This is a genomic window from Isoalcanivorax indicus, assembly GCF_003259185.1.
GTDB classification, from domain to species: domain Bacteria; phylum Pseudomonadota; class Gammaproteobacteria; order Pseudomonadales; family Alcanivoracaceae; genus Isoalcanivorax; species Isoalcanivorax indicus.
In genome coordinates this window covers 307246-332378 of record NZ_QGMP01000002.1, presented here as the reverse complement: position 1 = coordinate 332378, position 25133 = coordinate 307246, and the positions used below count along the sequence as shown (strand labels likewise).

Here is a 25133-nt window from a genome sequence, read left to right as displayed (position 1 = left end):
TTCCCGTCGCGGACGGGCACTTTGCAATAGCGCACCTTGAAGTCTAGGAGGGCGCCGCCGACAGGTCGGTTGGTGAGCGGTAGCAAAATCGTTACGGGCGTGCCATCTCTGTTCTCGGCGTGTATCCGGCCCCCCTGCCCAAGCGGCCCGGTTGCAGGCAGAATCAGGCGATAACAAAGACCAACATGGCACGGGGGAGCGGACCATGAACGAAGAACCGGACGATCGCTGGAAAGCACCTGAAGCACCACTGCTGGACAATACCGAATCGATACCGGCCATCGTGATGGTGATTACCGTCATCACCCTGATGCTGGCACTGGGCTTTCCGTTTTACGGCGAAGCACTGCTGGGGGATACGCCGCTGCCCGCTCTGCTCAAGGCCCAGGCACCGGTTATCCTGCTGATGGCCTGGGGGGTTGCCATGAGTTTTATGGGGGTCTGCTATCTGGATATCCGCCGCTTTACCGGGCGCTATCCGGCCATCGACAGTCTGGCTGCGTGGCGTGCCTTTACGGCCATGGTGGCGCGCAATATGTGGCTGGCGCTGGTGCAGATCGGCGTGCTGCTGGTGCTGTTTACCGCGGGGGTCATGGCCATCCTGCATGACGGCCTGACAGGTGTCGCGCTGGTGGGGGTGACCCTCGGCATCTTCACACTCAGCAGCCGCCGTTTTCAGGTCCTGGAACAATCATTGCGGCAGTATCCGGTGGATGCCCATTTCGAGGCCGTCTATCAGCGCGTCTGCCACCGCTGGCTGCATGATGCGTTGCCGCGCTTCTGAGGCAGGCCCACCGATCAGCTATACTGCGTCCGCCTTTTGCCAGAGCGATTGCCATGCGTACCTTCGTGCTTCGCGCCCGTGCGGCGCCCACCGACAGTCAGGCCCTGCTGGCCCAGGTGGGCGGCGAGGCGCATACGGAAATACTGGCCCATACGCTGATGAACAGCCTGTTTGTGGCACAGTCGCACCGGGACGATGTGGTGGTGCATCTGGTGCTGGAAAGCACCCGGGATTTTTCTCGCACCATCACCTTTGCGGCCGCCGAGATGCAGCATATCGGCGGCTTTCATGAGCAGGCCCTGTTGGCCAAGGTGGCGCGGGCGCTGGACGCCTCGCAGGGTCTGGGCAAGGAACAGGAACGTGCGGTGGAGCCGGGCATCCGGGTGCGCACGGTCAGCTTCGAGAAGCTGGTAAAAGATCTGGCGGAAGACCATCAGCTCTATGTGATGGACAAGAAAGGCGACCCCATTCGTGACGTCACCTTCGCTGGCAACCCCTGCTTCGTGCTCACCGATCATATCCCCATGCCGAAAAAGACCTTCGGCAGCCTGAAACGCCTCGGCGCAGAAAAGATCAGCCTGGGACCGACCATGCTGTTTGCGTCACAGTGCGTGGTGCTGATTCACAACGAGCTGGACCTGGCCGGGTAGCGATGATGGGCGTGGTCATTGTTCGAATCCGCTCAGGAACTGCCTGAGCAAATCGTCCAGTTGGGCACGCTGGTCATCCGTCAGGACGGCAACCAGCTTCGCCTGTGTCTCCACATGGGCGGTCACCGCCGCCTCGATCAGATCAAGCCCCGCTGACGAAAGCGCAATCAGCCAACCCCGACCATCCTCGGGATTCCGGGTCCTGACCACCAGTCCGGCTTTCTCCAACTGGTCGACACGATGCGTCATGGTACCGGACGTCACCATGGTCGCCTCGATCAACTCCCCCGGCGATAACGCGTAGGGCGCGCCCGCGCGGCGCAATGTGGCCAGCACATCAAAACTCGCGCCATTCAACCCGTGCTCGGACCAGGTCTTCTCCATGCTGCGCATCAGGTACTGATTGAGCTTCTTGATCCGCCCTATCGTGCCCATGGGCGCAACCTGAAGATCGGGGCGCGCCCGGCGCCACTGCTCGAGAATGCCGTCTACTTTATCCATGGGAAGCGAGTGTCCCATGGGTTTATCTTGACATCAAGATTTATGGCCATGTATCTTGATATCAAGATAAATAGCAAGGAGTGATGGTCATGCAGAACCTGCAAGGAGCGAAGCTGGTCCCGCTGCTAAGCCTTCTATCTGGCGGGGCCCTGCTGGGGCTATCCACCAATCTGGCAAAACTCGCAGCCGAGGCCCACCTGTCGCCGCTGGCGTTCCTGACCTGGTCCGTCGTCGGCGCAGCGCTGTTGTTAATGGTGGTCGCCGCTGTGCGCCGAGACCTGCCGCCCGTTCACATTCGAGCGCTGGAATACTATGGCGTTTCTGCGCTGGTGGGCGTGGCGGGCTCCAATCTGATCTTCTTTTCAGCTGTCCCCCATGTGGGCGCGGGGTTTGTTGCGTTAATCATTTCACTGCCGCCACTGTTGACCTATGTCGGCGCCCTGATCTGGAAGCTGGAGCGTTTCCGGATGATGCGCGCCCTGGGCGTAGCCGTGGCGCTGGGCGGTGCCGGCGTGCTGGCGTTACGCCAATACTCGGCGCCCGATGCGGACGGGCTATGGATATTCATTGCCCTGCTCGGGCCGATCCTGCTGGCCATCGGCAATCTTTATCGCACCCTGCGCTGGCCCAGAGGCGTATCGGCCGATGCGCTGGCTCCAGGGATGCTGGTGGCTGCCGCAGTGATGCTACTCGGGACAGGACTCTTGCCCGGTTTCTCGCTTGCGGTTCCTCTGGACCGGAGCCTGCCGCTCATCCTCATCGTCGTGCAGGCTGTGGTGTTCTCCGGGATGTTCCTGCTGCTGCTTATGCTCCAGAAAACGAGCGGCCCGGTTCTGCTGAGTCTGCTGGGCTCTGTCGGTGCGGTGGTGGGCGTCCCGGTGGCTATTTTCTTGCTCGGCGAGACCGCACCCGACGGGCTGCTCCTGAGTGCCGCCCTGATCATCGTTGGCGTTGCCCTGCTCTCGCTCGGCAAAGCTAGGTCCGCATAACCCGATATCACTTCAAAGGAGATCCCTGATGAATATCATTATTTTTGGCGCGGCCGGAAACGTCGGCAGACGCATCGCCCATGAAGCACTGCGGCGCGGACATACCGTCACCGGTGTGGTCCGGAACAAGGAACAGTTCGGCTCGTTACCCGAGCACGTCCAGCCCTGCGCTGCAGAGGTATCAGACCCTGCGCAACTGAGCCGGACGCTTGACGGTCAGGACTTGATTATCAGTGCACTTCGCCCACCCGAAGGGCATGAAGATGCCCTGGTCACATTGACCCGCTCGGTTCTCGACGGCGCCATAGCACACCGTCTGCGCGCCCTTTTTGTTGGCGGTGCAGCGCGCTTGCGTCTTCCTGGCCGTGGCGAGGAAACCGTGCTGAGTGCGCCAGACTTCCTGCCCGCATCAACGCGGCAGATCGCTCGTGCCTGCCAAGCGCAGTACCACCTTTGCCTGAACGAACATCGCGCCGATTGGACCTACCTTTCACCCGCCGCCATGCTGCAACCGGGAACGCGCACCAGGCAGTATCGTCTTGATACCGACACGTTGGTGGTCGATGCGAACGGCACCTCGCGTATTTCAATGGAGGATTTTGCGGTAGCCATGCTGGATGAAGCGGAGATGCCACAGCATATTCGACGTGCTTTCACCCTCGGCTACTGAGTTTGCCACCGGGTCATGGCAGCGGAATAAACTCCTCCTCGTCACCCGGCACCAGAGGAAAACGTTGCGCACGCCAGTCTTCCCTGGCCTGCTTGAGGCGTTCGCGACGGCTGGACACAAAATTCCAGTCGATAAAACGCTCCCCCACCGGCGCGCCGCCAATCAGTGCGATGCGCGCATCCGTCTTGGCGGTAATGCGGATTCCCGGTTGTTCGGCAAAGACGGTCATCGACCACTCCGGCAGGGTGGTGCCCTCTGCCTGCAAGCTGCCGCTGACCACGTAGACGGCCCGCTCCGGTGCCTCCGGCAGCAACAGGCTTTGTCCGGCACGCAGGTGGGCCTCGAAGTAGAGCGTTTCGGAAAAGGTCTCGACCGGCGACGTCACACCATAAGCGCTGCCCATGATCACGCGCACCGCCACGCCGTCGACCTCCTGCTGTGGCACGTCGCTGTCAGGGTGGTGGTAGAACGCCGGCGCGATCTCTTCCTGTTCAGCCGGCAGCGCCAGCCACAACTGAAGCCCGTTGAGGGTGTGATTCACTGCGGTCACTTCCGGGCGTTCACGCTCCGAGTGCACCATGCCGCGCCCGGTCACCATCAGATTGACGTCGCCGGGCCGAATCGGCTGCACGCTGCCCAACGAATCCCGATGCAGGATTTCGCCCTCGAAAAGATAGGTCACGGTGGCAATGCCGATGTGCGGGTGCGGGCGAACATTGATGCCGGTGCCGGCGGGAAAGTGCGCCGGCCCCATGTGGTCGAAAAAAATCCACGGCCCCACCATGCGACGCCTTGCTGTGGGCAGCAGGCGCCGCACGGAGAAACCACCAAGGTCGGTGTCCTTGGGCGTCAGGATCAGCTGTATAGCGCTGCACGGCGCTGCAAGGCTGTCGCAGTGCTGCTCAGCGTGATCAAGAACATTGCTCATGGCGCATCCCTTCCCTGTAGGTGAATCAACGTCAGACTGCTGCAAGCCGCTGGCTGATCAACCGGTCGACCGAGGCCCGGCCACCACCACTGATGGCCAGCGCCACCGAGATCGCCAGCAACGACAGGCCAAACTCGTAACCATTGTTACTCATAAAGAGGCCGTTGCCGATATGTACCGCGAAGATCGCCACCAGCATGGTGAACGCCAGCACGACCGCCGCCGGGCGGGTTAACAGGCCCAGCAGCAAGGCAATACCGCCGAAGAACTCCGCGCTGCCAGCGGCCAGAGCCATCAGGTAACCGGGCTGCAGGCCGATCGAAGCCATCCATTGCCCGGTGCCTTCCAGCCCGTGGCCGCCAAAGCTGCCGAACAGCTTCTGGGCGCCGTGGGCGATAAAGATGATGCCGGTGGGGATGCGCAGTGCCAGGCCAGCAAGGCTGGCGTCGGTGCCGATAACGCGATTGATCAGGGTGGTATTCATGGTCAGATCTCCAGAAGTAAGCGAACCAGTGACGTTCACTTTAGCCATCAACAGAGCTGATATGAATATATTGGACTAGCGGTTATTTATCTAATTTATTGATCTTGGAGGGTGTCTGATCTTGGAGGATGTCAGCCCACCTTGTAGCGCAGCAGGACAACACCTGACGGGAAGGGCCTGGCCTCTGCCAATGTGAGGTCGACCCGTTGGCTCAAACCGGTATACGCCTGAGGCCCCTCTACGCCAATGAGGGGCTGGGCCAGCAGGTGCACGTCATGGATCAGCCCGTCATTCATCATGGCGGCGGCCAGGCCGGGGCTGCCGAAAAGCACGGCGACGCCTGGCACCTCGCTCAAGGTTTTCGCGAGGTTGGTGAGGCCCGGGCCAGGCACATGCACTGTGTTTTCCCAGCTCGTCTCTACGGGCCTGGCGGACACCACATACTTGCGGGTCTGCGTAAAGGCCCGTGCAAGCGCGACCGTGTGCTCCGGCAGATCCTGCCGGTTTGCGGCCGCAGGCCAGAACGCCTCGAACAGGGCAAAGGTGCGGGCACCTAGAATCAGGGCATCAGCGGCGGTCACCAGGTCGATCGCATACTGGTGATGTGTATCATCAATCAGGCTGTCCAGGTGGTGGCAGCGCCCACTCAGCGTCGCGTTGATGGAATGAATCACATGGGCCATACCGAATCTCCCGGGTTCTCAACAAGGCCTGTCGTTCCGGCTGCGCAGATTTCGACACAGATGGCCTGTTCAAGCGCGGCACATTCGTCTATTCTCTGCGCACTGACCATATGTACAGTACAACAAGACGCAGAGGTAATGAATGGCCGTCGAAGTGGTATATCGCAGCAGCCGGGATCTGGAGCAATTATTCATGGATAAAGCCGAAGCCGACCGCCATGACAAGATGCTGGAGCTGGCCGAACGGCTCACCAGTGTGTTGCAACAGGCCGAGCCGTCGCTGAGCGAGGAACAGGGGGAGAATCTGGGCATCTTTATGGCCCGTCACCGGACCATCTTTGCCAAGGCGTTCAAGAGCCAGGCGGATGCGCTGGACGAGCTGGACTCGTCCGGCACCACGCCGCCCGACGTCACTTGAGCATGCGCTTGAGGGTATTGTCCTTGTCCAGGAAGTGATGCCACAGGGCGCCGCCGATGTGCAGCAGGATCAGCACGAAAATCAGCGGCGCGGCCACCTTGGTGTGGGCGTCGTAGATCATCGAGGACAGGTCGCGGTTCTCCCCCAGCACCACCGGGATGGCGAACCAGCCGAATACGCTGACTTCGCGCTGGGCAAACTGGGACATCAGCAGCCCGGCGATGGGCATGCCGATCACCAGCAGCATCAGGCCCCAGTGCACCACGGTGGACAGGTGCGATTGCCACAGGGCGCCGTGCTGATAGGGGCGGCCGGTCCAGGGGCGCAGCACCAGGTAGATCACCATCAGCAGCATGGCGGTCAGCCCGAAGCTGCGGTGCATCACCATCCACCAGGCGCGTTCGTCGGTGTCGCGATCATAAGTGCCAGCCACATTAACGGCCACAAAGGTGGCCAGTACGGCCAGAAACAGCGCCCAGTGCAGCAGTTTGTTGGTGGCGCCCCATTGGGTATCCGTGCTGCGAAGTCCCATGTCCTGTCTCCTTGTCCTAACGGCATTCAAACATTAGATGAAAAGACTATTGCAAGCATATCGAGCCCCTCAAGCTCTTATCATCTGGCGAGCGAGATCAAAGTGTAGTCGTGAATGAGCAGCAAACCTCGGCTAGTCAATATCAGGGGCTTCTTCCATCACCCCGAATGCTTTCTCCATAAGTTCTTCAGCATATCGAAGCTCAGCGCTTCTAGCGGCTTCCACCCCCCTCGCTGTAAGGCCCCTATACCTATGAACAGCTGCCTCGGCGTCCCAGTAAGAAGCCATTTCCTGATTCGCCACAACACCCAACCCTCTCCTATACATCTGAGCCACTCTCCTCTGAGCCCTAACATTGCCACCGAGCGCCGCCTGATGATAGAAATTAAATGCTGAACCAAAGTCTTTGACGCTTTCTTTCCGTAGTTTCGCCGATGAAGATGCCGCCATGTTTGATAAATGATAGTTCCAGGAATCTGAAACTATCATCTTAATTATTTTCCTGCTTATCCCATCGGACTCTGTTCTATATGATACAAGAAGGGGGGACTCAGGGTCATATATTTCCCCGATATGGTAACTTATATCACCGTAACTTAGAGAGCTGGATTGAATTAGATATTCGAGCGCTTCAGCATTACTAATCTGTGGCACATAGCCCAGAGAGTGCGCATATGCCAAGTATAAAGCTGCATACCTATTACCCAATCTGGATTTTATAGTAAGCTGCTCTAGAAGATGCCTCCGATTATTTTCACTGTCAACATCATTACCTATAACCTCAACCTGACTAAGATATTGGTGCGCCCAAATAATGAAAACGTCTTTTTCATCAACAACAACGTCATCATCGTCATAAAGTAATTCATAAATTGGATTCTTGATGTCATGCAACAGCACTGGATAGACGATCTCTCCCGACGCAGAGGAATCTTCCCCAACACCGCAAGCCGCTATAATCAAAGAGGCTCCTATTAATAAAACGAGAAAAAATAAGCGGCCTTGATTACAAAATGATACTGCGAACCCGTTCTTGTTCTCGTTGTACATTTTCATCCTCACGACATGCCCTTACCGTAGATCGCTCAGCCGCAGGCCTCGACCCTCGCGGCGTGCTTGCTTGAGGTAAGGTACCACACCCGTTTGATATATCGTCTGCTTGCCCGTGTCCATATAACGCAGGCGTTTGTACACCCAGTGGTACTGGGTCGGGTAGCGGCTGATCAGGGTTGCCAGGGTGTCATTGATGGCGGTCAGGCAGGTGGTTTCGTCGGCGCTGTAGGCGGCCTCGGGGGCGGGCTCGATGTAGACCTCGATATCGCGCGGGCCGTTACGGCGGTGGCAGCCGACAAAGAAGATATGCGGCTGGTAGCGCTTGATCAGCTTGTGCGGCAGGTTCGAGGTGCGTACCGAGTAGCCGAACAGGGGGATGATCGGGTTGTTGCGGCCTTTCGGGGTGTGGTCGGAGAGGATGGCCACGGCTTCGCCGCGGCCCATGGCGGCCACGGCGGCCTTGATGCCGCGGGCGTCGGCGGGCACCAGGGTGCTGCCGGTGCTTTCCCGGGCGCGGGTCACGATCTCATTGAGCGCCGTGCTGTCGCCGGGCTGATAGAACACCTGCATGGGGCCTTCGGGACCAAGCAGCAGGTTGGGCAGTTCCCAGCTGGACTGATGCAGGGTCAGCAACAGCACCGGGCGCTCGCTGGCGTAGGCGGTGCGCAGGCGATCCAGCCCCTTGACGGAAGTGATGCGCGCCAGGCTTTCGGCGGCGGGGCGACCCCAGGCGTGGGAAAACTCCGCCAGGGTACGGCCAGTTTCGGTCAGCGCAGCCCGCGCTCGCTTTGCCGCCTCACGGTAACTGAGCTCCGGGTAGCACAGCATGATGTTCACCAGGGTCACACGATAGGCGCTGGCGTAGCGCAGGGGGAACCAGGTGATCAGCCAGGCGATCCCCGCACCCAGTCGGGTGACCAGCCCCAGCGGCAAACGGCTGAACAGGCGCAGTGCGAACAGAGTGGCGCGTTCCTCAAGGCTGGCGCGTTGTGAAGCTTCGGGCATTGCAGGTACCGTTGAATTCAGGGGTTTAAAGGGTCGGGTTACAGGGTCAGGGTGTCACCGTGGCCGAGCACGCGAAAGGCCTCATCCGGCAACCCGGCGGCGGCACGCGCCTGCGCCAACCGGCGGGGCGGTTCGTCCATGGGTTCGTCGGTGAGCACGAAGGTGCCCCAGTGCATGGCTACCGACGTGCGGGCGCACACATCCTGGTGAATCTGCACGGCGTCATCGGGGTCCACATGCACCGGTCCCATGAACCAGCGCGGCGCATAGGCGCCGATGGGAATCAGGGCCAGGTCTATCTCGCCAAACACCTCGCCAATCTCGGCGAAGCAGCTGCCGTAACCGGTGTCCCCGGCAAAATAGAGGCGAACGTCGTGGATGTCCATCACCCAGCCACCCCACAGGGTGCGGTTGCTGTCATGGGCACCCCGGCCGCTGAAGTGCTGGGCCGGCACAAAGAAAGCTTCGCCGGCCTGATGCGGGGCGCTTTGCCACCAGCCGCGCTCCACCAGGTTGTCGATGCCCCGGCGGCGGAACCAGGCGCCTACGCCTTCCGGCACGAACCAGGTGATGTCGCGGCCAAAACGTCGATGCAGGGCGAGCACGGTATCGCGGTCCAGATGGTCGTAATGGTTGTGCGAAATCAGCACCTGATTGATCGGCGGCACGGTTTCGGCGGTCAGGGCGGGCGGGGTGAAGCGTTTCGGGCCGGCCCATTGCACCGGACTGGCGCGGCGCGCAAAGACCGGGTCGGTGAGCAGGCTGATATCGCGATACTGGAACAGGAAACTGGCGTGGCCGATCCAGGTCAGCCGCGGGCGCGTGGCCGGGCTGGTCAGCAGGGCGCTGTCCGGCATGGCCAGGGGAAAGGGCTGCCCGGGCGGGAAGCGCCCGCCGGTTTCCCGCTGCCAGCGCAGAAATGAGCGCAAACCATGACGCGGTGTGCGATCCGGGTTGCGGTAGCGGCCCTTGTGGAATGACGGCCGCGCCGCCAGCGTGGCCAGCCGCGCTCGGTCTACCGGGGTCATGGCTGCTGCAGGCCGCCCACCGCCTGTTCCATGGCATCCAGATCCGGGATCACTGCCAGATCGCCACCCAGCTGGATATACATGGCTTCGGCCGGGCCGGTATCCACGGGCTCCTCCACCAGGTCCTGGCGGCTGACCTTGAGCTGGCGCGGAATGCCCTGCACCACCACGGCATAGAAACCGACCTTGCCGGTGACGCTGTTGAGCACGGCAATGCGCGCTTCGGCGCCTATGGTCACCTGACCGGATTCATTCAGGCGCTCAAAGGACAGCAGCGGCACATCCTGATCGCGCCAGTTGATCCAGCCGAGCAGCCATTCCGAGCCGTGGCCCGGACGATCGGGCTGGCGCAGGGGAATCACTTCCGCCACGGCGATGTTGGGCAGCAGCCAGGGCCGTCCCTGCATGGGGATCAGCAGGCTTGCAATGTCGTTGGGCAGTTCCGCCATCATGCCTTCCTCGATATGCCGTCGGGGGTTACGGGGCGCAGGGTGCGCCGCACGTGCTCGACCAGTTGCCGCGCCAGCTGTTCGGGATCACCACTGTAGCTCACACAGCCGGTGTCGCGCGCGGCATCCGGCTGACTGCTGACGGCGCAACTTTCTGCGTTCTGCGCCCACACTGGCGCGCCGCGCCGCGCCATGCCCGGGGCTGCGATACTGCCATCATTGCCCATCCCGGAAAACAGGATGGCGCCGCAGCGCTGGCCGAAGGTCTGGCTGGTGTTCTGGATCGCCTGGTCAATGGAGGGCGAATAAGGCCCCTCCCAGGGTTTGCCCGCCGAACACACCTGCCCGGCAGCGGTAAAGGTCACTTCATAATCCACCGGCGCGAGCAGGACACTGCCGCGTCGCAGGGTGGCGCCATCGCGGCCCACCTGGCAGTCGAAGCTGTTGTCACGGCACAGCACCTTGGCCAGCGTATCCAGAAAGCCGCCGTCGATATGCTGGGCCAGAAAGAAGGCCACCGGCAGCGCGGCGGGCAGGCAGTCCAGAAACTGCTTGACCGCCGCTGGCCCGCCCAGGGAGGCACCCAGCACCCATACCTGCTCTGGTGCTTCCGATGACGCCAGCCCCTCGAATTCACGCGGCGGGGTAATCGGCTTGCGGGCCGCGGGTCGGGCGGGCACCAGGGTTTCCAGTTCTTCGCGAATGCGCGGCTTGCCGACGTAATCCACCAACTTGCCCAGCAGGCGCCGTTCCCAGCGCGGGTAGTCGGCGGCAATGCGTGCCGGAGCCTGACCATCGCAGAACAACACGGGTGCCTGGGTGTCTTCCAGCAACTGGTCCAGCAGGGCCTGCCAGCGATCTTCCTGGGTCAGGTCCACCACCCACAGATCCGGCGCCTGGGTCAGCCAGTCGGCGTCCAGTTGTGTCGGGTCCGTATTCAGCAGCACCACATCGTACCCCTGGCCTTTCACGGCCGAGGCCAGCAGGTGCCCCTGGAGTATGGTGTCGGCGATGATGCCGATGCGCGGGTTGGCAGGCATCCTCAGCTCCGCGCGCCGTCAGTCGGACGGCGCACTGGCCGTCTCCCGCGACTGGGCCAGCAACTCGGCAATGGCCGAGAGCAGTTCGTTCTCCTGGAACGGTTTGCCCATATAGGCGTTGACGCCGATATCGAAAGCACGGTCGCGGTGTTTTTCGCCAGTACGCGAGGTAATCATGATGATCGGCACGTCTTGCAGACGTGCGTCGTGGCGCACATGGGTGGCCACTTCGAAACCGTCCATGCGCGGCATTTCGATATCCAGCAGCATCAGATCCGGCTTGTGATCTTCCAGGGTGGCGATGGCGTCCATGCCGTCTTTGGCGGTAATGACTTCGTAGCCATTGCGCTCGAGCAGGCGCGTGGTCACCTTGCGCACCGTCACCGAGTCGTCGGTTACCATGATCACCGGGTTGGCCGCCGCTCGCTCGGCTTCCACCGCCTTCTGACGTTCGTGTTCGATCTGCTGCGCGGCGCGGCGCTCCTCTGCCGCCAGATGCTGGCGCTGCATGTGGGCCGCACGGATCAGTGAGTGAATATCGAGAATGATGACCACCGAGCCGTCACCCAGAATGGTGGCGCCGCTGATACCAGCCACGGTGGCCAACTGCGGGCCTACGGATTTCACCACCACTTCGCGCGAGCCGACCAGGGCATCCACCAGCACGGCCACCGTATGCTCGGAGCTGCGCACCAGCAGCACCGGCATCGGCAGCACCTGGCTTTCCAGATGCTGGGGTTTCAGTGAGCCGTGCACAAAGCTGCCCAGGTATTCGAAATCGTATTGCTGGCCCGCGTAGGTAAACGGGGTTTCTTCGGTGCCGAAATAGGCCTCCAGTTCGTACGGGCTTATGCGCACGATACCTTCGATCTGGTTCAACGGGATGGCGTAGCTGTCGTCGCCCACGCGCACCATCAGTGCGCGGTTCATCGCCAGGGTAAACGGCAGGCGAATGGTGAAGCGCGTGCCTTCGCCGCGCCGCGAGTCAATGCTCACGGAGCCGCCCATCTGCTTGATTTCGGAGGCCACCACGTCCATGCCGACGCCACGGCCGGAGATCTGCGTGACTTCCGTGGCAGTGGAGAAGCCGGCATTGAAAATGAACTGCTGGACTTCCTGATCGGTGAGCACCGCATCGTCGTCGATCAGGCCGCGCTCGACCGCTTTGCGGCGCACCGCATCCGTGTCGATGCCTTTGCCATCGTCCGTCAGCACGATGACCACTTCGCCGCCTTCACGCCCCAGGTCCAGGGTCACGCGGCCGGTATCCTGCTTGCCACTGGCCACACGCGCATCCGGGCTTTCGATACCGTGATCCACGGCATTACGCAGCATATGTTCCAGCGGCGCCACGACCCGTTCCAGCAGCGTCCGGTCCAGCTCGCCTTCGGGGTTCATGACATCGAATTCGACCCGTTTGCCGATCTCGCCGGACACCTGGCGCACCACGCGACGCAAGCGTGGCACCAGCCGCGCAAAGGGCACCATGCGCGTGCGCATGAGCTTTTCCTGCAACTCGGTGTTGATGCGCGCCTGCTGCAACAGCAGGGTTTCCGTGTCTTTGGTCCGATCCAGCAGCGTGGATTTCAGATCGAGCAAGTCAGACGCAGATTCCGACAACTGCTTGGTAATCTGATGCAGTTCGGAATACTGGTCCATTTCCAGCGGATCGAAATCTTCGGAATACTGGCCCGCTTCCACGCCCTGCTTGTAGTTGGAAAGAATCTGCGCTTCGGTTTCTGCGTCCAGACGGCGGAGCTGTTCATAAAGACGCTCTACCGTGTTGCCCATTTCTTCCACATGGGCATTGAATTCGGAAATGCCCTGTTCCACCCGGCCACGGTTGATACTGGTTTCCCCGGCCAGGTTGACCAGTGATTCCAGCAGTTCGGACGCCACGCGCACCATTTCCTGCGGTTGTTGCTGGCGCCGCTGGCGCTCTTCGCGGATAACGCCGGCATCGGGCGCCTGGGGCGTCATGCCGGTACCGGCGGCCTGGGCAGCGGCCTCGGCGGGCTCGGGCTGCACCGGGCGCACGGGCGGCCGGGGCACGGCCGCGCGGATATCCGTCATCAGCGCATTGATGCGCTCCTGCCAGCCGGTCAGGGTATTGAAGTAGGCCTCGTTCGGAATCTGCCCGCGGGGCGTGTCCAGCAGGAATTGCTCGAAGTCATGGCTGACGTCACCCAGAGAACGCAGGCCCGCCAGTCGCGCGCCGCCTTTCAGGGTATGCAGCGCGCGCTTTATCTCGTCCCCATGGGTGGGCACCTCGGGCGTCTCACGCCAGGCACCAATATGCTCTTCGATCAGTTCGCTCAGCTCGGCAGACTCTTCGATAAAGATCTGCAGGATCTCGACATCCGCATCAGCGGCAATCAGATCGGGACTGACCGGCTCCGGCGGAGGCGGCGGTGTCCAGGCTGGCGTGTCGTCGGCGGTGCCACCAAGATTTTCCAGCGTAAAACTGCCCGGGGCCGCCATATATTCACTGATGGCGGACAGCAGTTCCGTAGCCGGTGCCGGCACCTTGTGCACCTTCACCGCTTCGACCATTTCTGCCAGGCGGTCGTGGCAACGCTGAAGCAGATCGAACAGGATCGGTTCGGCCTGCAAGCGGCTCTGGGCCAAGCCCTCGTAGAGGTTTTCCAGTTCGTGCCCGAGATCGCCCAGCGCGCTGATCTCCGCCATGCGGGCGCCACCCTTCAGGGTGTGCAGGTCGCGTTGCAGCGACTGGACTTCGATCAGGTTGTCCGGCGCGGCCATCCAGGCTTCAAGCCGCGCGGTGATGGATTCGAGAATTTCGTCAGCTTCTTCCAGGAAAATGTCCACCAGCTCGCTGTCGACCTCAGCGCTGGCGGCCATATCCTGGTCTTGATCGTGGTCTTGCACAGGGGCGGGCACAGGTGCCGGTGCCGGCACGGGGGCAGGCTCTGGCGATGCCACCGCGTCCAGCTCGACGCTGCTGGCGTCGGCATCCGTGTCGGTATCCGGGAAGGCCAGAATCGCCCGAATCAGCTCGGGGGCCGGGGCGCAGGGGCGACCGGCATTGAGGGCGTCCACCATGTCCGCCAGGCGGTCGTGGCACCGATGCAGCAGCACAAACAGCGCCGGTGACGCCTCGAGTTTTTCCTGGGTAGCCGCTTCGTACAGATTTTCCAGTTCGTGGGCCAGGTCGCCCACCGGCGTAATGCCGGCCATGAAGGCGCCGCCCTTGAGGGTGTGCAGTTCGCGTTGCAGTACCGCCACGGCACTGATATCGGCGCCCTGCTCCCAGCCATCCAGGCTCTCGCCGGCGGCTTCCAGAATTTCGCCAGCTTCCTCAAGGAACAGGGCCACCAGCTCGGGATCCGGGTCATCCACACTGGCGCGGGTGTCGACATCTTCACTCGGCGAGAGGATCGACGAATCGTGGTCTGGCGAGGGAGCCGACTCACCCTGTATGTCTGGCGCGCGCGTGCCCGACGGCGGCGGAGGCTCATCGCCGCCGGTGTTTTCCACCAGATCACGCAGTGCCTGAACCAGCTCGGGTTCCGAGCGCACCGTTTGCCCGGCGGCCAGGAAGTCCATCATGGTCATCAATGCTTCGTGCGCACGCTGTGCCAGCTCGGCAAAGTAATCGTCGCAGGGCATGCGTGATTCGATGATCGCGGTGTAACCGTCGGCCAGCACGTTCGCCAGAGCGCTGATTTCCACCAGCCCTGCGGTCTCGGCGCTGCCGCCCAGCAACGACAGTTCATCGCGCAGCGGCATCAGCGCAGCGGGGTCACGATGGCCCGCCATCCAGTCTTCCAGCAAACGGTCGGCATCGACAATCAGGTCCATGCCTTCAGACAGGAATACCGACAGGATATGCTGGTCACCTTTCTCGCCGCTGTGGCTGAGTTGGTCGTGGGCAATCACAATGCGCGCTTGCAGCGCTTCGGTACCGGCCAGCGGTGCCATGCGCGGATGCGCGTCGCGCACGCCACCGGCGATCACGGCCACCACATCTTCCAGCAGCGTGACCACTTCGCGGTCTGCCGGAATACCGTTGTTGATCATCTCCTTGATGAACTTCTCGGCAGGCTCGGCCACCTGTGCCACGGCCTCGATCTCGGCCATGCGGGCACTGCCTTTCAGGGTGTGCAGTGCACGGTGCACGCTATCGTCTACCGGATGCTCGGAGATATCCTGATCCAGGCCTGCCAGCCAGTCGCGCACCAGCGCCAGGTTGGCTTCACTTTCATTGCGGAAAATTTCCAGCAGCACCGGATCAACGTCATCGGCACCCGGCGACAGACCTGAATCCGGAAGGGTGCCGCTGCCTTGATCAAGCAGCCAGTCCGGCGTCTCGTCTTCAGCTTCTGTTTCGATTTCGATTTCGGTTTCAACTTCAGGCGCAGGTGCCGCCGTTGCCGCGCCGGTCACATCAGGCACGCTGTCGATCTGACCGCCGGCGGCCAGCGCGTCGGCCGCTTCACGCAGGGCCGTGACGTCCCACGGGTCCGGTTGCTGCGCGGCAAAGGCATTGACCAGGTCCGGAATCAGGCCATGCACGGTGCGCACCAGATCAATCAGAATCGGCGACGGTTCGATGGTCTGGTCGATCACCCGGTTGAGCATGTTCTCGATCGACCAGGCCAGTTCACCCACCGTGCTGGCGCCCACCATCCGACCCGAGCCTTTCAGGGTGTGGAAGGCACGACGAAACTCTACCAGTGCCTCCTGGTCCTGCTGGTTGGCCACCCAGCGCGGAAAATAGATGTTCAGCGCTTCGAGTACTTCACCGGCTTCTTCAACAAAAATCTCGATGATTTCGTCGTCGATCAGATCGTCGCTGTCCCGTTCCGGCGAGACCGCCGCAGGCGGCTGCTCGGGTGCCGGTTCGAGCTCGACCTCCGGAAGGCTGATGTCGTCATCATCCAACCCGGCCAGTGACGGCTCTTCGAGCGGCGCCAGCTCCAGCGTGAGTTCCTCGTCGTCCGACGCGTCCTCTTCTGTATCGTATTCGCGCTCATCCATCGGCAAGCCGATGACCACCTCGTCGATTTCTTCCAGATCGTTGCGACCGAATTCGCTGTCTTCGAGGGGATAGCCCAGGGAAGCCACACTGTCGCGCGCCAGATCAAGAATGTCATCGCTGGTGTCCGGATCGTCCGTAAGGCGCTCCAGGAAATATTCGACACTGGTAATGGCGTCGGCCAGGGTATCCATGCTGCGCCAGTCGGGCTGCACGGCCTCGCTGCCGAGCAATCGCTCACTGATGTACTGAATGCACTGACGCAGGATCAGCGCAGGCCGCTGCAACTGGATCAGCTGCAAACCACCCCGCACGGCATCCAGTCGCGCCGGCACCTTCTGCAGGTGCGACTGATCCCATTGCGAGGCAATGAATTCGACAATGCCGTCCTTTGCTTCTTCCAGGCCGGCACGGCATTCGCGGATGACCGCTTCCTGTGCCTTGCTCACATGGTCCGGCACCTGATGCAGTTCGCCACTGCGGCCCATGTTCCGGCCAGACGCGTTTGCCAGTGTGGCCTCCACGTAGAGCAGCGCACCGGCCACCTCCATCAGGTCATCGCGGTGCGCCGGTCGCTCGCCGGCAATCATGGCGTTGAGCACCACAAGCTGCTCTTCAACCAGTTTGCGCGGTTGGCCCATGCCCAGCACGGCCACGGTATCCGCGACTTGCTTCAGGGTCTGGGTTTGCGGTTGCAGAACGGCGGGGTCGCTCTGTTCTTCAACGACATAGCGCTCGAGCGCGTCCTTGACCTTGGTCAGTTCTTCCGACAGCGCGGTGACCACGGAACCCATGGCTTCCTGGTCCGGGCCGCTCATGCGTTCGCGCTCGGCATTCACCAGTTCTTCGGACGGCAGGGCCTCGTCGAGACGGAAGCTGGCACGCACCGCGCTGATTCGCGGCGACTCGGCATTGCTGCGCGCAACGTAATACAGGAGATTCTTGAGCAGTTCGCGCGGGGCAGGCACATTGAAGCGCGCACCACCTTCTACCACCATTTCACGTAATTCACGATCAAGCTGGCCCAGCACCATCTTCACTGAGGTGCCGATCTCCACCGTCTCGTTGCCGACGCCTTCGATCAGTGCATCGGCCACCTGCCAGAGCGGCACCTGAGGCGCCTGGCCGCCCAGCTGGATCAGCTTGCCGAACACCTTGTGCATGTAGTCGAGCTGTTGCGGCACCTGCTCGTTGCGCAGGACGCCAAGCAGGGCAATCTGGTACATCTGCCGGATCTTGCGCATCAGCTCGCCGAACCGGGGATCACTCACGGCGGCTGCCGGGGCACCGGTCTGGCCAACCCCGGCGTCGATATCCGGTTTGAACAGTGCCGTCTCGGACAGCAGGGACTCACCGCGTGCAGCACGCAGATCGTTCAGCAACGGCAGCAGCACCAGCGGCAAATCGCGGCGGCTGGACTGAATACGTGCCAGATAGGGCGGCAATTGCAGGATGGCGCGCATCAGGGTTTCCAGCGCGTCATTCAGCTGAGCGGCGGCAACCTGATCATTGAGCAGCGCCTGCACCAGCTTTTCCATTTCTTCGGCCAGCAGCGCGGCGCCATAGAATTCCACCATCTGCAAGGTGCCAAACACCTGATGCAGATAGGTCTGGCAGAAGCGCATGCGCGAGGAATCCTCCGGATTCTCCACATAGGCTTCCAGTGCCTGTTGGGCCTGGTTCAGCGTCTCCTGGATCTCCCCCTTGACCCAGTCGAGCGCCAGATAGTCGTGCCGGTCAGACATGAATGCTCCCCATCACCTGCAACGCCGGAATGCCAGGGCATCGGCGAAATGGACCCGTTCCAGATCCGGGTGATGCCAGTCAGTAATCTCGCCCGCGCCGAGCACCAGGATGCCACCCGGGGCCAGTCGTTCAGCCAGCCGGGTCACAATCTGGCGCTTCCGCCAGCGACGAAAATAAATCAGCATGTTCTGGCAAAAAATGATGTCCATATCGCGGATCGGCGCCTGCTGCAGGTCCAGCACATTAAGCCGTGCAAAGCAGATGCGATCTCTCAGTCCGTCGACCACCTGATATTCGCGCTCGTTAAGCTGGCGGAAATAGCGCTCGCGCAATTGCGGGTCTATCCGCTCCACTTTCCGGGCGTTGTATACCGCCTTGCGCGCCTTCCCCAGCGTCGGCAGGCTGATATCGGTGGCTGTAATACCGTAATAGTCCGATGACTGGCGTGCCTGGAACTGCTCGCTGATCACCATGGCCAGTGAATAGGGCTCTTCGCCCGTAGAGCAGCCCACGCTCCAGACATCCAGCGAGGATTTCGGCGGGCGTTCATCAATAAAGCGCTGAACGTATTCTTCCACCAGGGCAAAGGACCCCGGGTGGCGGAAGAAACTGGTCTCCTGCACGGTCAGGCGATCCACCAGCACCGACCACTCCATGGCCTTGGCTTCCGTGGAGCCGGCCACCAGTTGCTCGTAATAACGCTCGTAATCGTCGAGCCCCAATTCGCGCATACGCACGGCGAGACTGTTCTCCAGGAACGACTTGCGCTCCGGGCTCAGGGTCATCCCGGTGCGCTCCTCAAGGAGCGCCTGCCAGAGTTCAAACTGCTCTGAACTCATCGCCGGGGTGTTTCGGATCGACCAGCTTTCTGTCACTGCGAGGCTCGGTCTCATGGTCCCGTCTCCGGAACCGGCTTACACCGGAATCAGCTATGTTCGGGCAGGCGGAAACCTGCCACCGAATTACGCATTTCCTGCGCCATCTCAGCAAGGTTACCAATCGAACGCGCCGTGGCGGTGGTACCGGCGGACGTCTGCGAGGTAATTTCCTGAATAACGTTCATGGTGTTGGAAATGTGGCCTGCGGACGCCGCCTGCTGGCGCGCCGCGTTGGAAATGTTCTGGATCAGGTCAGCCAGGTTCTTGGATACCGATTCGATTTCTTCCAGGGCCACACCGGCGTCCTGCGCCAGGCGCGCCCCTTTCACCACTTCTGCGGTGGTGTGTTCCATGGAAATAACCGCTTCGTTGGTATCCGTCTGAATCGTTTTTACCAGTGTTTCAATCTGCTTGGTTGCCGCCGCAGAACGTTCAGCAAGGCGCTGTACTTCGTCCGCAACCACCGCGAAGCCGCGGCCCGCTTCACCGGCCATGGACGCCTGAATCGCCGCGTTAAGTGCCAGAATGTTGGTCTGGTCGGCAATGTCGTTAATCAACGATACGATGTCACCAATCTCCTGGGACGATTCACCCAGACGCTTGATCCGCTTCGAGGTTTCCTGAATCTGCTCGCGAATGGTGTCCATGCCGTGGATGGTCGCCTGTACCACTTCAGCGCCCTTGTTGGCGATGGCTACCGCGCGTTCTGCTACCGCGGCCGATTCGGCGGCGTTGGCCGATACCTGGTCAATGGACACCGCCATTTCGTTCACCGCCGCCGAGGCGCCGGCAATTTCCTGCGCCTGGTGCTCGGACGCTTCCGCAAGATGCATGGCCGTCGACTGGGTTTCCTGGGCCGCCGAGGCCACCTGCACCGCGGTCTGGTTAATCGTTTGTACCAGAGAACGCAGCTGGTCAATGGAGTAGTTGATGGAGTCAGCGATGGCCCCGGTGAAGTCTTCGGTCACCGTGGCCTGTACCGTCAGGTCACCGTCAGCGAGGTCACCCAGCTCATCCAGCAGACGCAGAATGGCGGCCTGGTTTCGCTGGTTCTCGGATTCCAGTTCATCCCGCTGGGACTGTTGCTGGCGCTGGCGCAGTGCGACGATCATGCCGATCAGCACCAGGGCGAGGGCGGCAAAGCCCAGACCGACCGGCACCGACGGGAATACGCCACCGGTGGAGGCTTCAAACTGGTCGTTCAGTTCGGTGGCTTCTGCCAGCAGATCCTGGGTACGACGGAAGATGTTGTCGGCCGCCGCACGCACTTCGAACAGCTCGGGGGCGGTTTCCAGAATTTCGTCGACAGACTGGTTGATGAACTCGTCAAACAGGTCGGCAATCTCGGCCAGGAAGTCCAGGGCTTCCGGATCGTCCACCTGCTCGATACCCAGGGCCTGGTCGCCTTCAATCATGCCATTCAGTACGCGGGCAAACAGGGCCGCGTCACGGCCGAAGGCATCCGCGGCCACCACTGAGCCGTCACCCCCTTCGAGTACCCGGGCGATGGAACGCACGATACGTTCCGCCAGCCAGGACTGGCGCTGGGCAAACGCCACCTGATCGGGGGCAGCGTTGAAGCCGACCATGATTTCCACAACACCTTCGTATTCTGCCTGCAGTGCCGGGATGGTCTGTGCCAGGGTATCGGCCACTTCGTGCAGGTCGAGCACGGTGTCCTCACCCTGGAGGATCACTTCCGCGTTGCGACGCACATCCCGCCAGGTGGCATCCAGCCGCTGGCGCAGCGCCGCCCCTGCCGTGGTGGCATCGCGCACTTCATCCCAGGCCACCTGGAATTCATCGCGCGCGGCCTCGAGCAGATCGAAGGCCTCAGCATTACCGGCGGCGGCTTCCAGAGCGCTCTTGGCAATCTGCTGGGAGATAACCCGCATGTCGGACGCGTAGGTTACTTGCTCCTTGGCCACACCCGCCTGGACCGCCAGCAGCGCGAAGGTGAACACCGCCGCTACCGTGGCCACCACCGCCCCGATGATCAGGGCAAGGCTCAGCGGGCCTGCGCCCGCGCCGCCGCGCAGCTTGGCTAACAGATCTCCCGAATTGAACTTCATAACTCTGGCTCCCGGCCTGGCTTTTCGCTCGTATGTTGTTGTGGGCCCCCGCGGAATCCCCCCGCCGGTCCCCCGATCACCCTGTGCGGGCTACCTGCAGAAAACGCGGATCATCCGCAAGCTGAAACAGGCTGAAGACAGCCCAATGGCCGTCATCCCGCGTATAACTTCCCCGGATATACGGCGCCACCGCCTCATCCGCTTCCGCTGTCCCGGCACTGAAGCCGTCCACCGGAAAATGCTGCATGCCCAGCACATCATCCACCGCCAGGCCGGTATACAGCTCACCTTCATCAATCACCAGCAGGCGACGGCGTCGTTCCTGCAAGGTGGTGGCCTTGTTCAGGAAGCCGGTCAGATCCATCACCGTCATCAGGCGACCGCGCACATTGGCCACCCCCTTCATCCAGCTCAGCACACCGGGAACCCGGGTGTAGGGGGGCACCTTGAGAATTTCGGAAACCTCATCCAGAGGCGCTACATAACGCACGCCATCCAGCATGAAGCCAATGCCACTCCAGTAGCTGACCAGGTCTTCTTTCGACGGCAACTCCGCAGCCTTCTCCCGGCAGCGGACGTAATACTCCGCCAGCTTGATGTAGGCTGCTGATGCTGCACTCATCCCCGATCGCTCCCCGCCATCTTCAGTCGCCCGCGAGCAGTCTGTCCACCGTGCGGATCAGCACATCCTCGTCCACCGGCTTGGTCAGGTAGTCACGCGCCCCCTGGCGCTTGCCCCAGACGCGGTCGGTTTCCTGATCTTTTGTCGTCACGATGACAATCGGGATCTCCGCCGTATCGGCACCCTTGGTCAGTTGGCGAGTCGCCTGGAACCCGTTCAGGCCCGGCATCACCACGTCCATCAGCACCAGGTCCGGGTGTTCGGCGCGGGCCACTGCCACGCCGTCGGCGCCATTGGCGGCCTCCAGCACTTCGTGCCCATGTTTCTCGAGGATCTCCCGGAACTTGTAGGTCTCGGTGGGAGAATCATCCACGATCAGAATGCGTGCCATAATATCCTCTTGCTTCTGCTGTCCGGTGATCCCGGAGAGCCCTAGTTAGCCATATGCGCGCGTATGGCGCCAAGCAGCTCCTCCTTCGAGAACGGCTTGGTCAGGTATTCGTCTGAACCCACAATGCGTCCCTTGGCCTTGTCAAACAGGCCATCCTTGCTCGACAGCATGATGACTGGCGTGCTCTTGAACGCGCTGTTGTTCTTGATCAGCGCGCAGGTCTGATAGCCATCCAGGCGCGGCATCATGATATCCACGAAGATGATGTTGGGCCGGGTGTCGGCGATCTTGGCCAGCGCATCGAAACCGTCCGTGGCCGTGATGACTGTGCAGCCAGCCTTTTGCAACAAGGTTTCAGCGGTGCGACGGATCGTCTTCGAGTCGTCGATCACCATTACCTTGAGATCCTGGAAATTGTCAGTCATGGAAACTGCCTTTAACCGTGAGCCAATTTTGGAGGCTAACTTTTTGTTTTATATGCCTTTTATTGTCAATTCGGACGGCACCGCCCGGTTCTGTGCACCCTGGCAGAGTTTTTTAACATAGATTCCACATTCAATCTATAAAACCCTGGTAGCGTTGAGAAAAGGCTCCCATCCGGCGCCGCCCATTGCTACCATCGGCGAGACGCTCCAGCCTCGGAAGACAGCATGTCAGTGACCATCGGGGTCGTAATGGACCCTATTGCCCGGATCAAGCCCTGGAAAGACAGCACCTTCGCCATGCTGCTGGAGGCCCAGCGCCGTGACTGGACCGTGCTCTACATGGAGCCGGGGGACCTGTATGTCCGCGATGGCCGCACCTGGGGCATCGCCCGCCCGGTCACCGTCACCGACGCTCTGGAGAGCTTCTTCACGCTGGGCGAGCCGCGCAACCTGGACCTCGCTGACCTGGACATGGTGCTGATGCGCCAGGACCCACCCTTCAACAACGAGTACATCTACGCCACCTACCTGCTCGAGAAGGCCGAACGCGAGGGCGTGCTGGTGGTGAACCGCCCCGGCAGCGTGCGCGACTGCAACGAGAAGCTGTTTGCCACCGAGTTCCCGCAGTGCTGCGTACCCACGCTGGTGACCAGCCGCGCCGACCTGCTGCGTGACTTTGTGCAGGAATACGGTGACACCGTGATGAAGCCGCTCGACGGCATGGGCGGCAGCAACATCTTCCGGGTGCAGCGCGAGAGCCCCAATATCAGCGTCGTGATCGAGGTACTGACCCAGCAGGGCCGCACGCCGATCATGGTGCAGCGCTATATTCCGGAGATCACCCAGGGTGACAAGCGCATCCTGATGATCAATGGCGAACCGATTCCCTATGCCCTGGCCCGCATCCCCCGTGAGGGCGAGTTCCGCGGCAATCTGGCGGCCGGGGGCACCGGCGAAGGCCGCGAGCTGACCGACCGCGACCGCTGGATCTGCGAGCAGGTGGGCCCGACCCTGAAGCGCAAGGGCCTCTACTTCGTCGGCCTGGACGTGATCGGCGACTACCTCACCGAGATCAATGTCACCAGCCCGACCTGTATTCGCGAGCTGGACAAGCACTTCGGCATCAACATTGCCGGCGATCTGTTCGATGTGTTGCTGGATCTGCGTGCCGCCCAGCGCAGCAAGGCATGAACAGGCCGCAAAACGGGCGCTGATGCATGGACACCGCAACCCTGGCGCGGCAGACTGCGGCACACGCTCCGCCCGCGTTACCGGTATCTGACTAGTGGCACAGACCAGCACATCCGTATCCTCCGCCGACCGGCTCAGCTTCACGCTGTTCCTGGCCGTGGCCATTCATGCCACGGTGATTTTCGGCGTCGGCTTCGCCCCGGAGCGCCCGGGCGAGGGCACCCGCACCCTCGACGTCACCCTGGCCCACCATCAGAGCGATACCGCCCCGGAAGAGGCCGACTTCATTGCCCAGGCCAATCAGGAAGGCTCTGGCGACCTGTCTGACAAGGCTGAGTTGACCACCACCGAGTTGACCGATTTCGCCGATCAGCAGATCGAGCGCGTGCAGCTTCAGGCCCCCTCTGTCATCGAGCGCAGCGAACGGGTGCCACAGCAACTGGTCATCACGACCCAGGGGCTGTCGGACTGGCAGGTGAACGCCGCCCCCGAGCAACCCGAAACGCCACAAAACCTGCCCCAGGCTGAAACGGAATCCCTGGACGCCCTGAGCCAGGAAATCGCCAGCCTTCAGGCACGGCTGGACAACCAGCGGCAGGCCTACGCCAAACGACCGCGCATTCACCGGCTGACCTCGGTGTCCACCAAGGCGCATTTCGAAGCGCTGTACATCGACGCCTTCCGCCGCGATGTCGAAGAGGCTGGCACGCGCAACTTCCCGCGCCAGGCCCTGAGCCAGCAGACCTTCGGCAATGTGCGTCTGATGGTGGCCATCAATGCCGACGGTAGCGTGCGTGATGTGGAAGTCCTGCAATCTTCCGGCCATGGATTCCTTGATCAGGCCGCCGTGCAGAGTGTGCGCCTGGCCGCGCCCTTCGCCCCCTTCACCCGGGAGATGCGCGAAAAAGCGGACATTCTGGAGATTATCCGGACCTGGCGCTTCGACCCGGACCAGATCGTCACCAGCCACTGAGGCGGACTTCACTTGCCCATGACCGGGCCGCCGCCGATACTGCATCCATGTCATCCTCTCTCGCACATCAGTTACTGATCGCCATGCCGCAGTTGGCCGACCCGGGCTTCCAGCACACCGTGACCTATATCGTCGAGCACAACGATGACGGGGCCATGGGGCTGATCATCAATCGTCCGCTCGATTTCTCGCTCACGCGCCTGTTCGACGATCTGGGCATCACCCCGCGCGCCCACCTGCGAGAAGCGATGGAGCGCCATCACCCGGTGATCCACGGCGGGCCGGTGCAAACCGATACCGGCTTTGTCCTGCACCCGGCCACCGAGCGCGCCTGGGATTCGTCGGCGTTACTCCCTGATGGCCTGCGCATGACGACCTCCCGCGATGTGCTGGAGGCGATCGCCCTGGGCGAAGGCCCGCCCCACGCGCTGATCGCGCTGGGCTATGCGGGCTGGGACGCCGGCCAGCTGGAAACCGAACTGGCCGAGAATGCCTGGCTGAGCACGCCGGTGGATGCGCGACTGCTGTTCGAGGTGCCGTTTGCCGAGCGCTGGCAGGCGGCGGCCCGGCAACTGGGTGTCGACCTGCATCTGCTGTCCACCCAGGCCGGGCACGCCTGACA

General features: G+C 61.8%; 24 protein-coding genes. 8 read left to right on the top strand and 16 right to left on the bottom strand.

The window, feature by feature from the left end:
- Positions 1-205: 205 nt before the first annotated feature.
- Positions 206-784 carry a hypothetical protein gene (locus DKW65_RS13370; protein WP_111657916.1) on the top strand — a complete coding sequence of 193 codons (579 nt, stop codon included), beginning with the start codon at positions 206-208 and terminating at the stop codon, positions 782-784.
- A 53-nt stretch (positions 785-837) separates the two neighbouring features.
- The gene (gene trmY, locus DKW65_RS13365; protein WP_111657915.1) at positions 838-1434 is read left to right on the top strand and encodes a tRNA (pseudouridine(54)-N(1))-methyltransferase TrmY; all 597 of its coding nucleotides are present in this window, start codon (positions 838-840) and stop codon (positions 1432-1434) included.
- A 15-nt stretch (positions 1435-1449) separates the two neighbouring features.
- Here the strand turns inward: trmY and DKW65_RS13360 are convergent, their stop codons facing one another.
- Positions 1450-1935 carry a MarR family winged helix-turn-helix transcriptional regulator gene (locus tag DKW65_RS13360; protein ID WP_111657944.1) on the bottom strand — a complete coding sequence of 162 codons (486 nt, stop codon included), beginning with the start codon at positions 1933-1935 and terminating at the stop codon, positions 1450-1452.
- A gap of 89 nt (positions 1936-2024) precedes the next feature.
- Here DKW65_RS13360 and DKW65_RS13355 point away from each other — a divergent pair, with 89 nt between their 5' ends.
- Positions 2025-2924: a DMT family transporter gene (locus tag DKW65_RS13355; protein WP_245932518.1), complete on the top strand. Its 900-nt coding sequence runs from the start codon at positions 2025-2027 to the stop codon at positions 2922-2924.
- 28 nt (positions 2925-2952) lie between these two features.
- Positions 2953-3594, top strand: coding sequence for an NAD(P)-dependent oxidoreductase (locus DKW65_RS13350; RefSeq protein WP_111657913.1), 642 nt, complete (start codon positions 2953-2955; stop codon positions 3592-3594).
- Between the two features lie 13 nt (positions 3595-3607).
- Here DKW65_RS13350 and DKW65_RS13345 read toward each other — a convergent pair whose 3' ends face one another.
- The 3 genes from DKW65_RS13345 to DKW65_RS13335 all read right to left on the bottom strand — a co-directional run bounded on the left by DKW65_RS13345 (position 3608) and on the right by DKW65_RS13335 (position 5689).
- Positions 3608-4522: a pirin family protein gene (locus DKW65_RS13345; protein ID WP_111657912.1), complete on the bottom strand. Its 915-nt coding sequence runs from the start codon at positions 4520-4522 to the stop codon at positions 3608-3610.
- 31 nt (positions 4523-4553) lie between these two features.
- On the bottom strand, positions 4554-5006 hold the full coding sequence (locus DKW65_RS13340) for a DoxX family protein (protein ID WP_111657911.1): 453 nt from the start codon (positions 5004-5006) through the stop codon (positions 4554-4556).
- 131 nt (positions 5007-5137) lie between these two features.
- On the bottom strand, positions 5138-5689 hold the full coding sequence (locus tag DKW65_RS13335) for a dihydrofolate reductase family protein (protein ID WP_111657910.1): 552 nt from the start codon (positions 5687-5689) through the stop codon (positions 5138-5140).
- A gap of 142 nt (positions 5690-5831) precedes the next feature.
- Here DKW65_RS13335 and DKW65_RS13330 point away from each other — a divergent pair, with 142 nt between their 5' ends.
- Positions 5832-6107 (top strand): YebG family protein, encoded by a 276-nt coding sequence (locus DKW65_RS13330; RefSeq protein ID WP_111657909.1) that lies wholly within the window; start codon positions 5832-5834, stop codon positions 6105-6107.
- Here the strand turns inward: DKW65_RS13330 and DKW65_RS13325 are convergent.
- From DKW65_RS13325 to pilG, 12 genes are all read right to left on the bottom strand, one after another.
- Entirely contained in the window at positions 6100-6639 is a 540-nt protein-coding gene (locus tag DKW65_RS13325) for a cytochrome b (RefSeq protein WP_111657908.1), read from the bottom strand. The two genes, DKW65_RS13330 and DKW65_RS13325, sit on opposite strands and share 8 nt — an antisense overlap.
- A 132-nt stretch (positions 6640-6771) precedes the next feature.
- Positions 6772-7689 carry an SEL1-like repeat protein gene (locus tag DKW65_RS15940; RefSeq protein ID WP_162925869.1) on the bottom strand — a complete coding sequence of 306 codons (918 nt, stop codon included), beginning with the start codon at positions 7687-7689 and terminating at the stop codon, positions 6772-6774.
- Positions 7690-7710: 21 nt separating this feature from the next.
- Positions 7711-8697 (bottom strand): lysophospholipid acyltransferase family protein, encoded by a 987-nt coding sequence (locus tag DKW65_RS13315; protein WP_111657906.1) that lies wholly within the window; start codon positions 8695-8697, stop codon positions 7711-7713.
- Between the two features lie 38 nt (positions 8698-8735).
- A complete protein-coding gene (locus DKW65_RS13310) occupies positions 8736-9725 on the bottom strand; it encodes an MBL fold metallo-hydrolase (protein WP_111657905.1) in 990 nt (329 codons plus the stop codon).
- Positions 9722-10177 carry a chemotaxis protein CheW gene (locus DKW65_RS13305; protein ID WP_245932516.1) on the bottom strand — a complete coding sequence of 152 codons (456 nt, stop codon included), beginning with the start codon at positions 10175-10177 and terminating at the stop codon, positions 9722-9724. The genes DKW65_RS13310 and DKW65_RS13305 overlap by 4 nt, the downstream gene beginning before the upstream one ends.
- On the bottom strand, positions 10174-11214 hold the full coding sequence (locus tag DKW65_RS13300) for a chemotaxis protein CheB (RefSeq protein ID WP_111657903.1): 1041 nt from the start codon (positions 11212-11214) through the stop codon (positions 10174-10176). Before DKW65_RS13300 ends, DKW65_RS13305 begins: the two co-directional genes overlap by 4 nt.
- An 18-nt stretch (positions 11215-11232) precedes the next feature.
- The gene (locus DKW65_RS13295) at positions 11233-17958 is read right to left on the bottom strand and encodes a hybrid sensor histidine kinase/response regulator (RefSeq protein WP_111657902.1); all 6726 of its coding nucleotides are present in this window, start codon (positions 17956-17958) and stop codon (positions 11233-11235) included.
- A 12-nt stretch (positions 17959-17970) separates the two neighbouring features.
- Positions 17971-18852 (bottom strand): CheR family methyltransferase, encoded by an 882-nt coding sequence (locus DKW65_RS13290; RefSeq protein ID WP_111657901.1) that lies wholly within the window; start codon positions 18850-18852, stop codon positions 17971-17973.
- Between the two features lie 32 nt (positions 18853-18884).
- On the bottom strand, positions 18885-20909 hold the full coding sequence (locus tag DKW65_RS13285) for a methyl-accepting chemotaxis protein (RefSeq protein ID WP_111657900.1): 2025 nt from the start codon (positions 20907-20909) through the stop codon (positions 18885-18887).
- A gap of 76 nt (positions 20910-20985) precedes the next feature.
- Positions 20986-21531, bottom strand: a complete 546-nt coding sequence (locus DKW65_RS13280) for a chemotaxis protein CheW (RefSeq protein WP_111657899.1) — start codon at positions 21529-21531, stop codon at positions 20986-20988.
- A gap of 22 nt (positions 21532-21553) precedes the next feature.
- Positions 21554-21922, bottom strand: a complete 369-nt coding sequence (pilH, locus tag DKW65_RS13275; protein ID WP_111657898.1) for a twitching motility response regulator PilH — start codon at positions 21920-21922, stop codon at positions 21554-21556.
- A 41-nt stretch (positions 21923-21963) separates the two neighbouring features.
- A complete protein-coding gene (pilG, locus tag DKW65_RS13270; protein ID WP_111657897.1) occupies positions 21964-22347 on the bottom strand; it encodes a twitching motility response regulator PilG in 384 nt (127 codons plus the stop codon).
- 225 nt (positions 22348-22572) lie between these two features.
- Between pilG and gshB the strand changes: the two genes are divergently transcribed.
- From gshB to DKW65_RS13255, 3 genes are all read left to right on the top strand, one after another.
- Positions 22573-23538, top strand: coding sequence for a glutathione synthase (gshB, locus tag DKW65_RS13265; protein ID WP_111657896.1), 966 nt, complete (start codon positions 22573-22575; stop codon positions 23536-23538).
- 94 nt (positions 23539-23632) lie between these two features.
- Positions 23633-24511, top strand: a complete 879-nt coding sequence (locus tag DKW65_RS13260; RefSeq protein WP_111657895.1) for an energy transducer TonB — start codon at positions 23633-23635, stop codon at positions 24509-24511.
- A 47-nt stretch (positions 24512-24558) separates the two neighbouring features.
- The gene (locus DKW65_RS13255) at positions 24559-25131 is read left to right on the top strand and encodes a YqgE/AlgH family protein (RefSeq protein WP_111657894.1); all 573 of its coding nucleotides are present in this window, start codon (positions 24559-24561) and stop codon (positions 25129-25131) included.
- The last annotated feature ends 2 nt before the right edge of the window (positions 25132-25133 follow it).

Excerpts from the sequence above, each read along its gene's own strand:
- DKW65_RS13305 (WP_245932516.1), bottom strand. The coding sequence starts at position 10,177 with ATGATGGCGGAACTGCCCAACGACATTGCAAGCCTGCTGATCCCCATG.
- DKW65_RS13295 (WP_111657902.1), bottom strand. The coding sequence starts at position 17,958 with ATGTCTGACCGGCACGACTATCTGGCGCTCGACTGGGTCAAGGGGGAG.
- DKW65_RS13350 (WP_111657913.1), top strand. The coding sequence starts at position 2,953 with ATGAATATCATTATTTTTGGCGCGGCCGGAAACGTCGGCAGACGCATC.
- DKW65_RS13330 (WP_111657909.1), top strand. The coding sequence starts at position 5,832 with ATGGCCGTCGAAGTGGTATATCGCAGCAGCCGGGATCTGGAGCAATTA.
- DKW65_RS13310 (WP_111657905.1), bottom strand. The coding sequence starts at position 9,725 with ATGACCCCGGTAGACCGAGCGCGGCTGGCCACGCTGGCGGCGCGGCCG.
- trmY (WP_111657915.1), top strand. The coding sequence starts at position 838 with ATGCGTACCTTCGTGCTTCGCGCCCGTGCGGCGCCCACCGACAGTCAG.
- DKW65_RS15940 (WP_162925869.1), bottom strand. The coding sequence starts at position 7,689 with ATGTACAACGAGAACAAGAACGGGTTCGCAGTATCATTTTGTAATCAA.
- DKW65_RS13325 (WP_111657908.1), bottom strand. The coding sequence starts at position 6,639 with ATGGGACTTCGCAGCACGGATACCCAATGGGGCGCCACCAACAAACTG.
- DKW65_RS13300 (WP_111657903.1), bottom strand. The coding sequence starts at position 11,214 with ATGCCTGCCAACCCGCGCATCGGCATCATCGCCGACACCATACTCCAG.
- DKW65_RS13345 (WP_111657912.1), bottom strand. The coding sequence starts at position 4,522 with ATGAGCAATGTTCTTGATCACGCTGAGCAGCACTGCGACAGCCTTGCA.
- DKW65_RS13335 (WP_111657910.1), bottom strand. The coding sequence starts at position 5,689 with ATGGCCCATGTGATTCATTCCATCAACGCGACGCTGAGTGGGCGCTGC.
- DKW65_RS13370 (WP_111657916.1), top strand. The coding sequence starts at position 206 with ATGAACGAAGAACCGGACGATCGCTGGAAAGCACCTGAAGCACCACTG.
- gshB (WP_111657896.1), top strand. The coding sequence starts at position 22,573 with ATGTCAGTGACCATCGGGGTCGTAATGGACCCTATTGCCCGGATCAAG.
- pilG (WP_111657897.1), bottom strand. The coding sequence starts at position 22,347 with ATGACTGACAATTTCCAGGATCTCAAGGTAATGGTGATCGACGACTCG.
- pilH (WP_111657898.1), bottom strand. The coding sequence starts at position 21,922 with ATGGCACGCATTCTGATCGTGGATGATTCTCCCACCGAGACCTACAAG.
- DKW65_RS13290 (WP_111657901.1), bottom strand. The coding sequence starts at position 18,852 with ATGAGACCGAGCCTCGCAGTGACAGAAAGCTGGTCGATCCGAAACACC.
- DKW65_RS13355 (WP_245932518.1), top strand. The coding sequence starts at position 2,025 with ATGCAGAACCTGCAAGGAGCGAAGCTGGTCCCGCTGCTAAGCCTTCTA.
- DKW65_RS13360 (WP_111657944.1), bottom strand. The coding sequence starts at position 1,935 with ATGGATAAAGTAGACGGCATTCTCGAGCAGTGGCGCCGGGCGCGCCCC.
- DKW65_RS13315 (WP_111657906.1), bottom strand. The coding sequence starts at position 8,697 with ATGCCCGAAGCTTCACAACGCGCCAGCCTTGAGGAACGCGCCACTCTG.
- DKW65_RS13280 (WP_111657899.1), bottom strand. The coding sequence starts at position 21,531 with ATGAGTGCAGCATCAGCAGCCTACATCAAGCTGGCGGAGTATTACGTC.
- DKW65_RS13340 (WP_111657911.1), bottom strand. The coding sequence starts at position 5,006 with ATGAATACCACCCTGATCAATCGCGTTATCGGCACCGACGCCAGCCTT.
- DKW65_RS13255 (WP_111657894.1), top strand. The coding sequence starts at position 24,559 with ATGTCATCCTCTCTCGCACATCAGTTACTGATCGCCATGCCGCAGTTG.
- DKW65_RS13285 (WP_111657900.1), bottom strand. The coding sequence starts at position 20,909 with ATGAAGTTCAATTCGGGAGATCTGTTAGCCAAGCTGCGCGGCGGCGCG.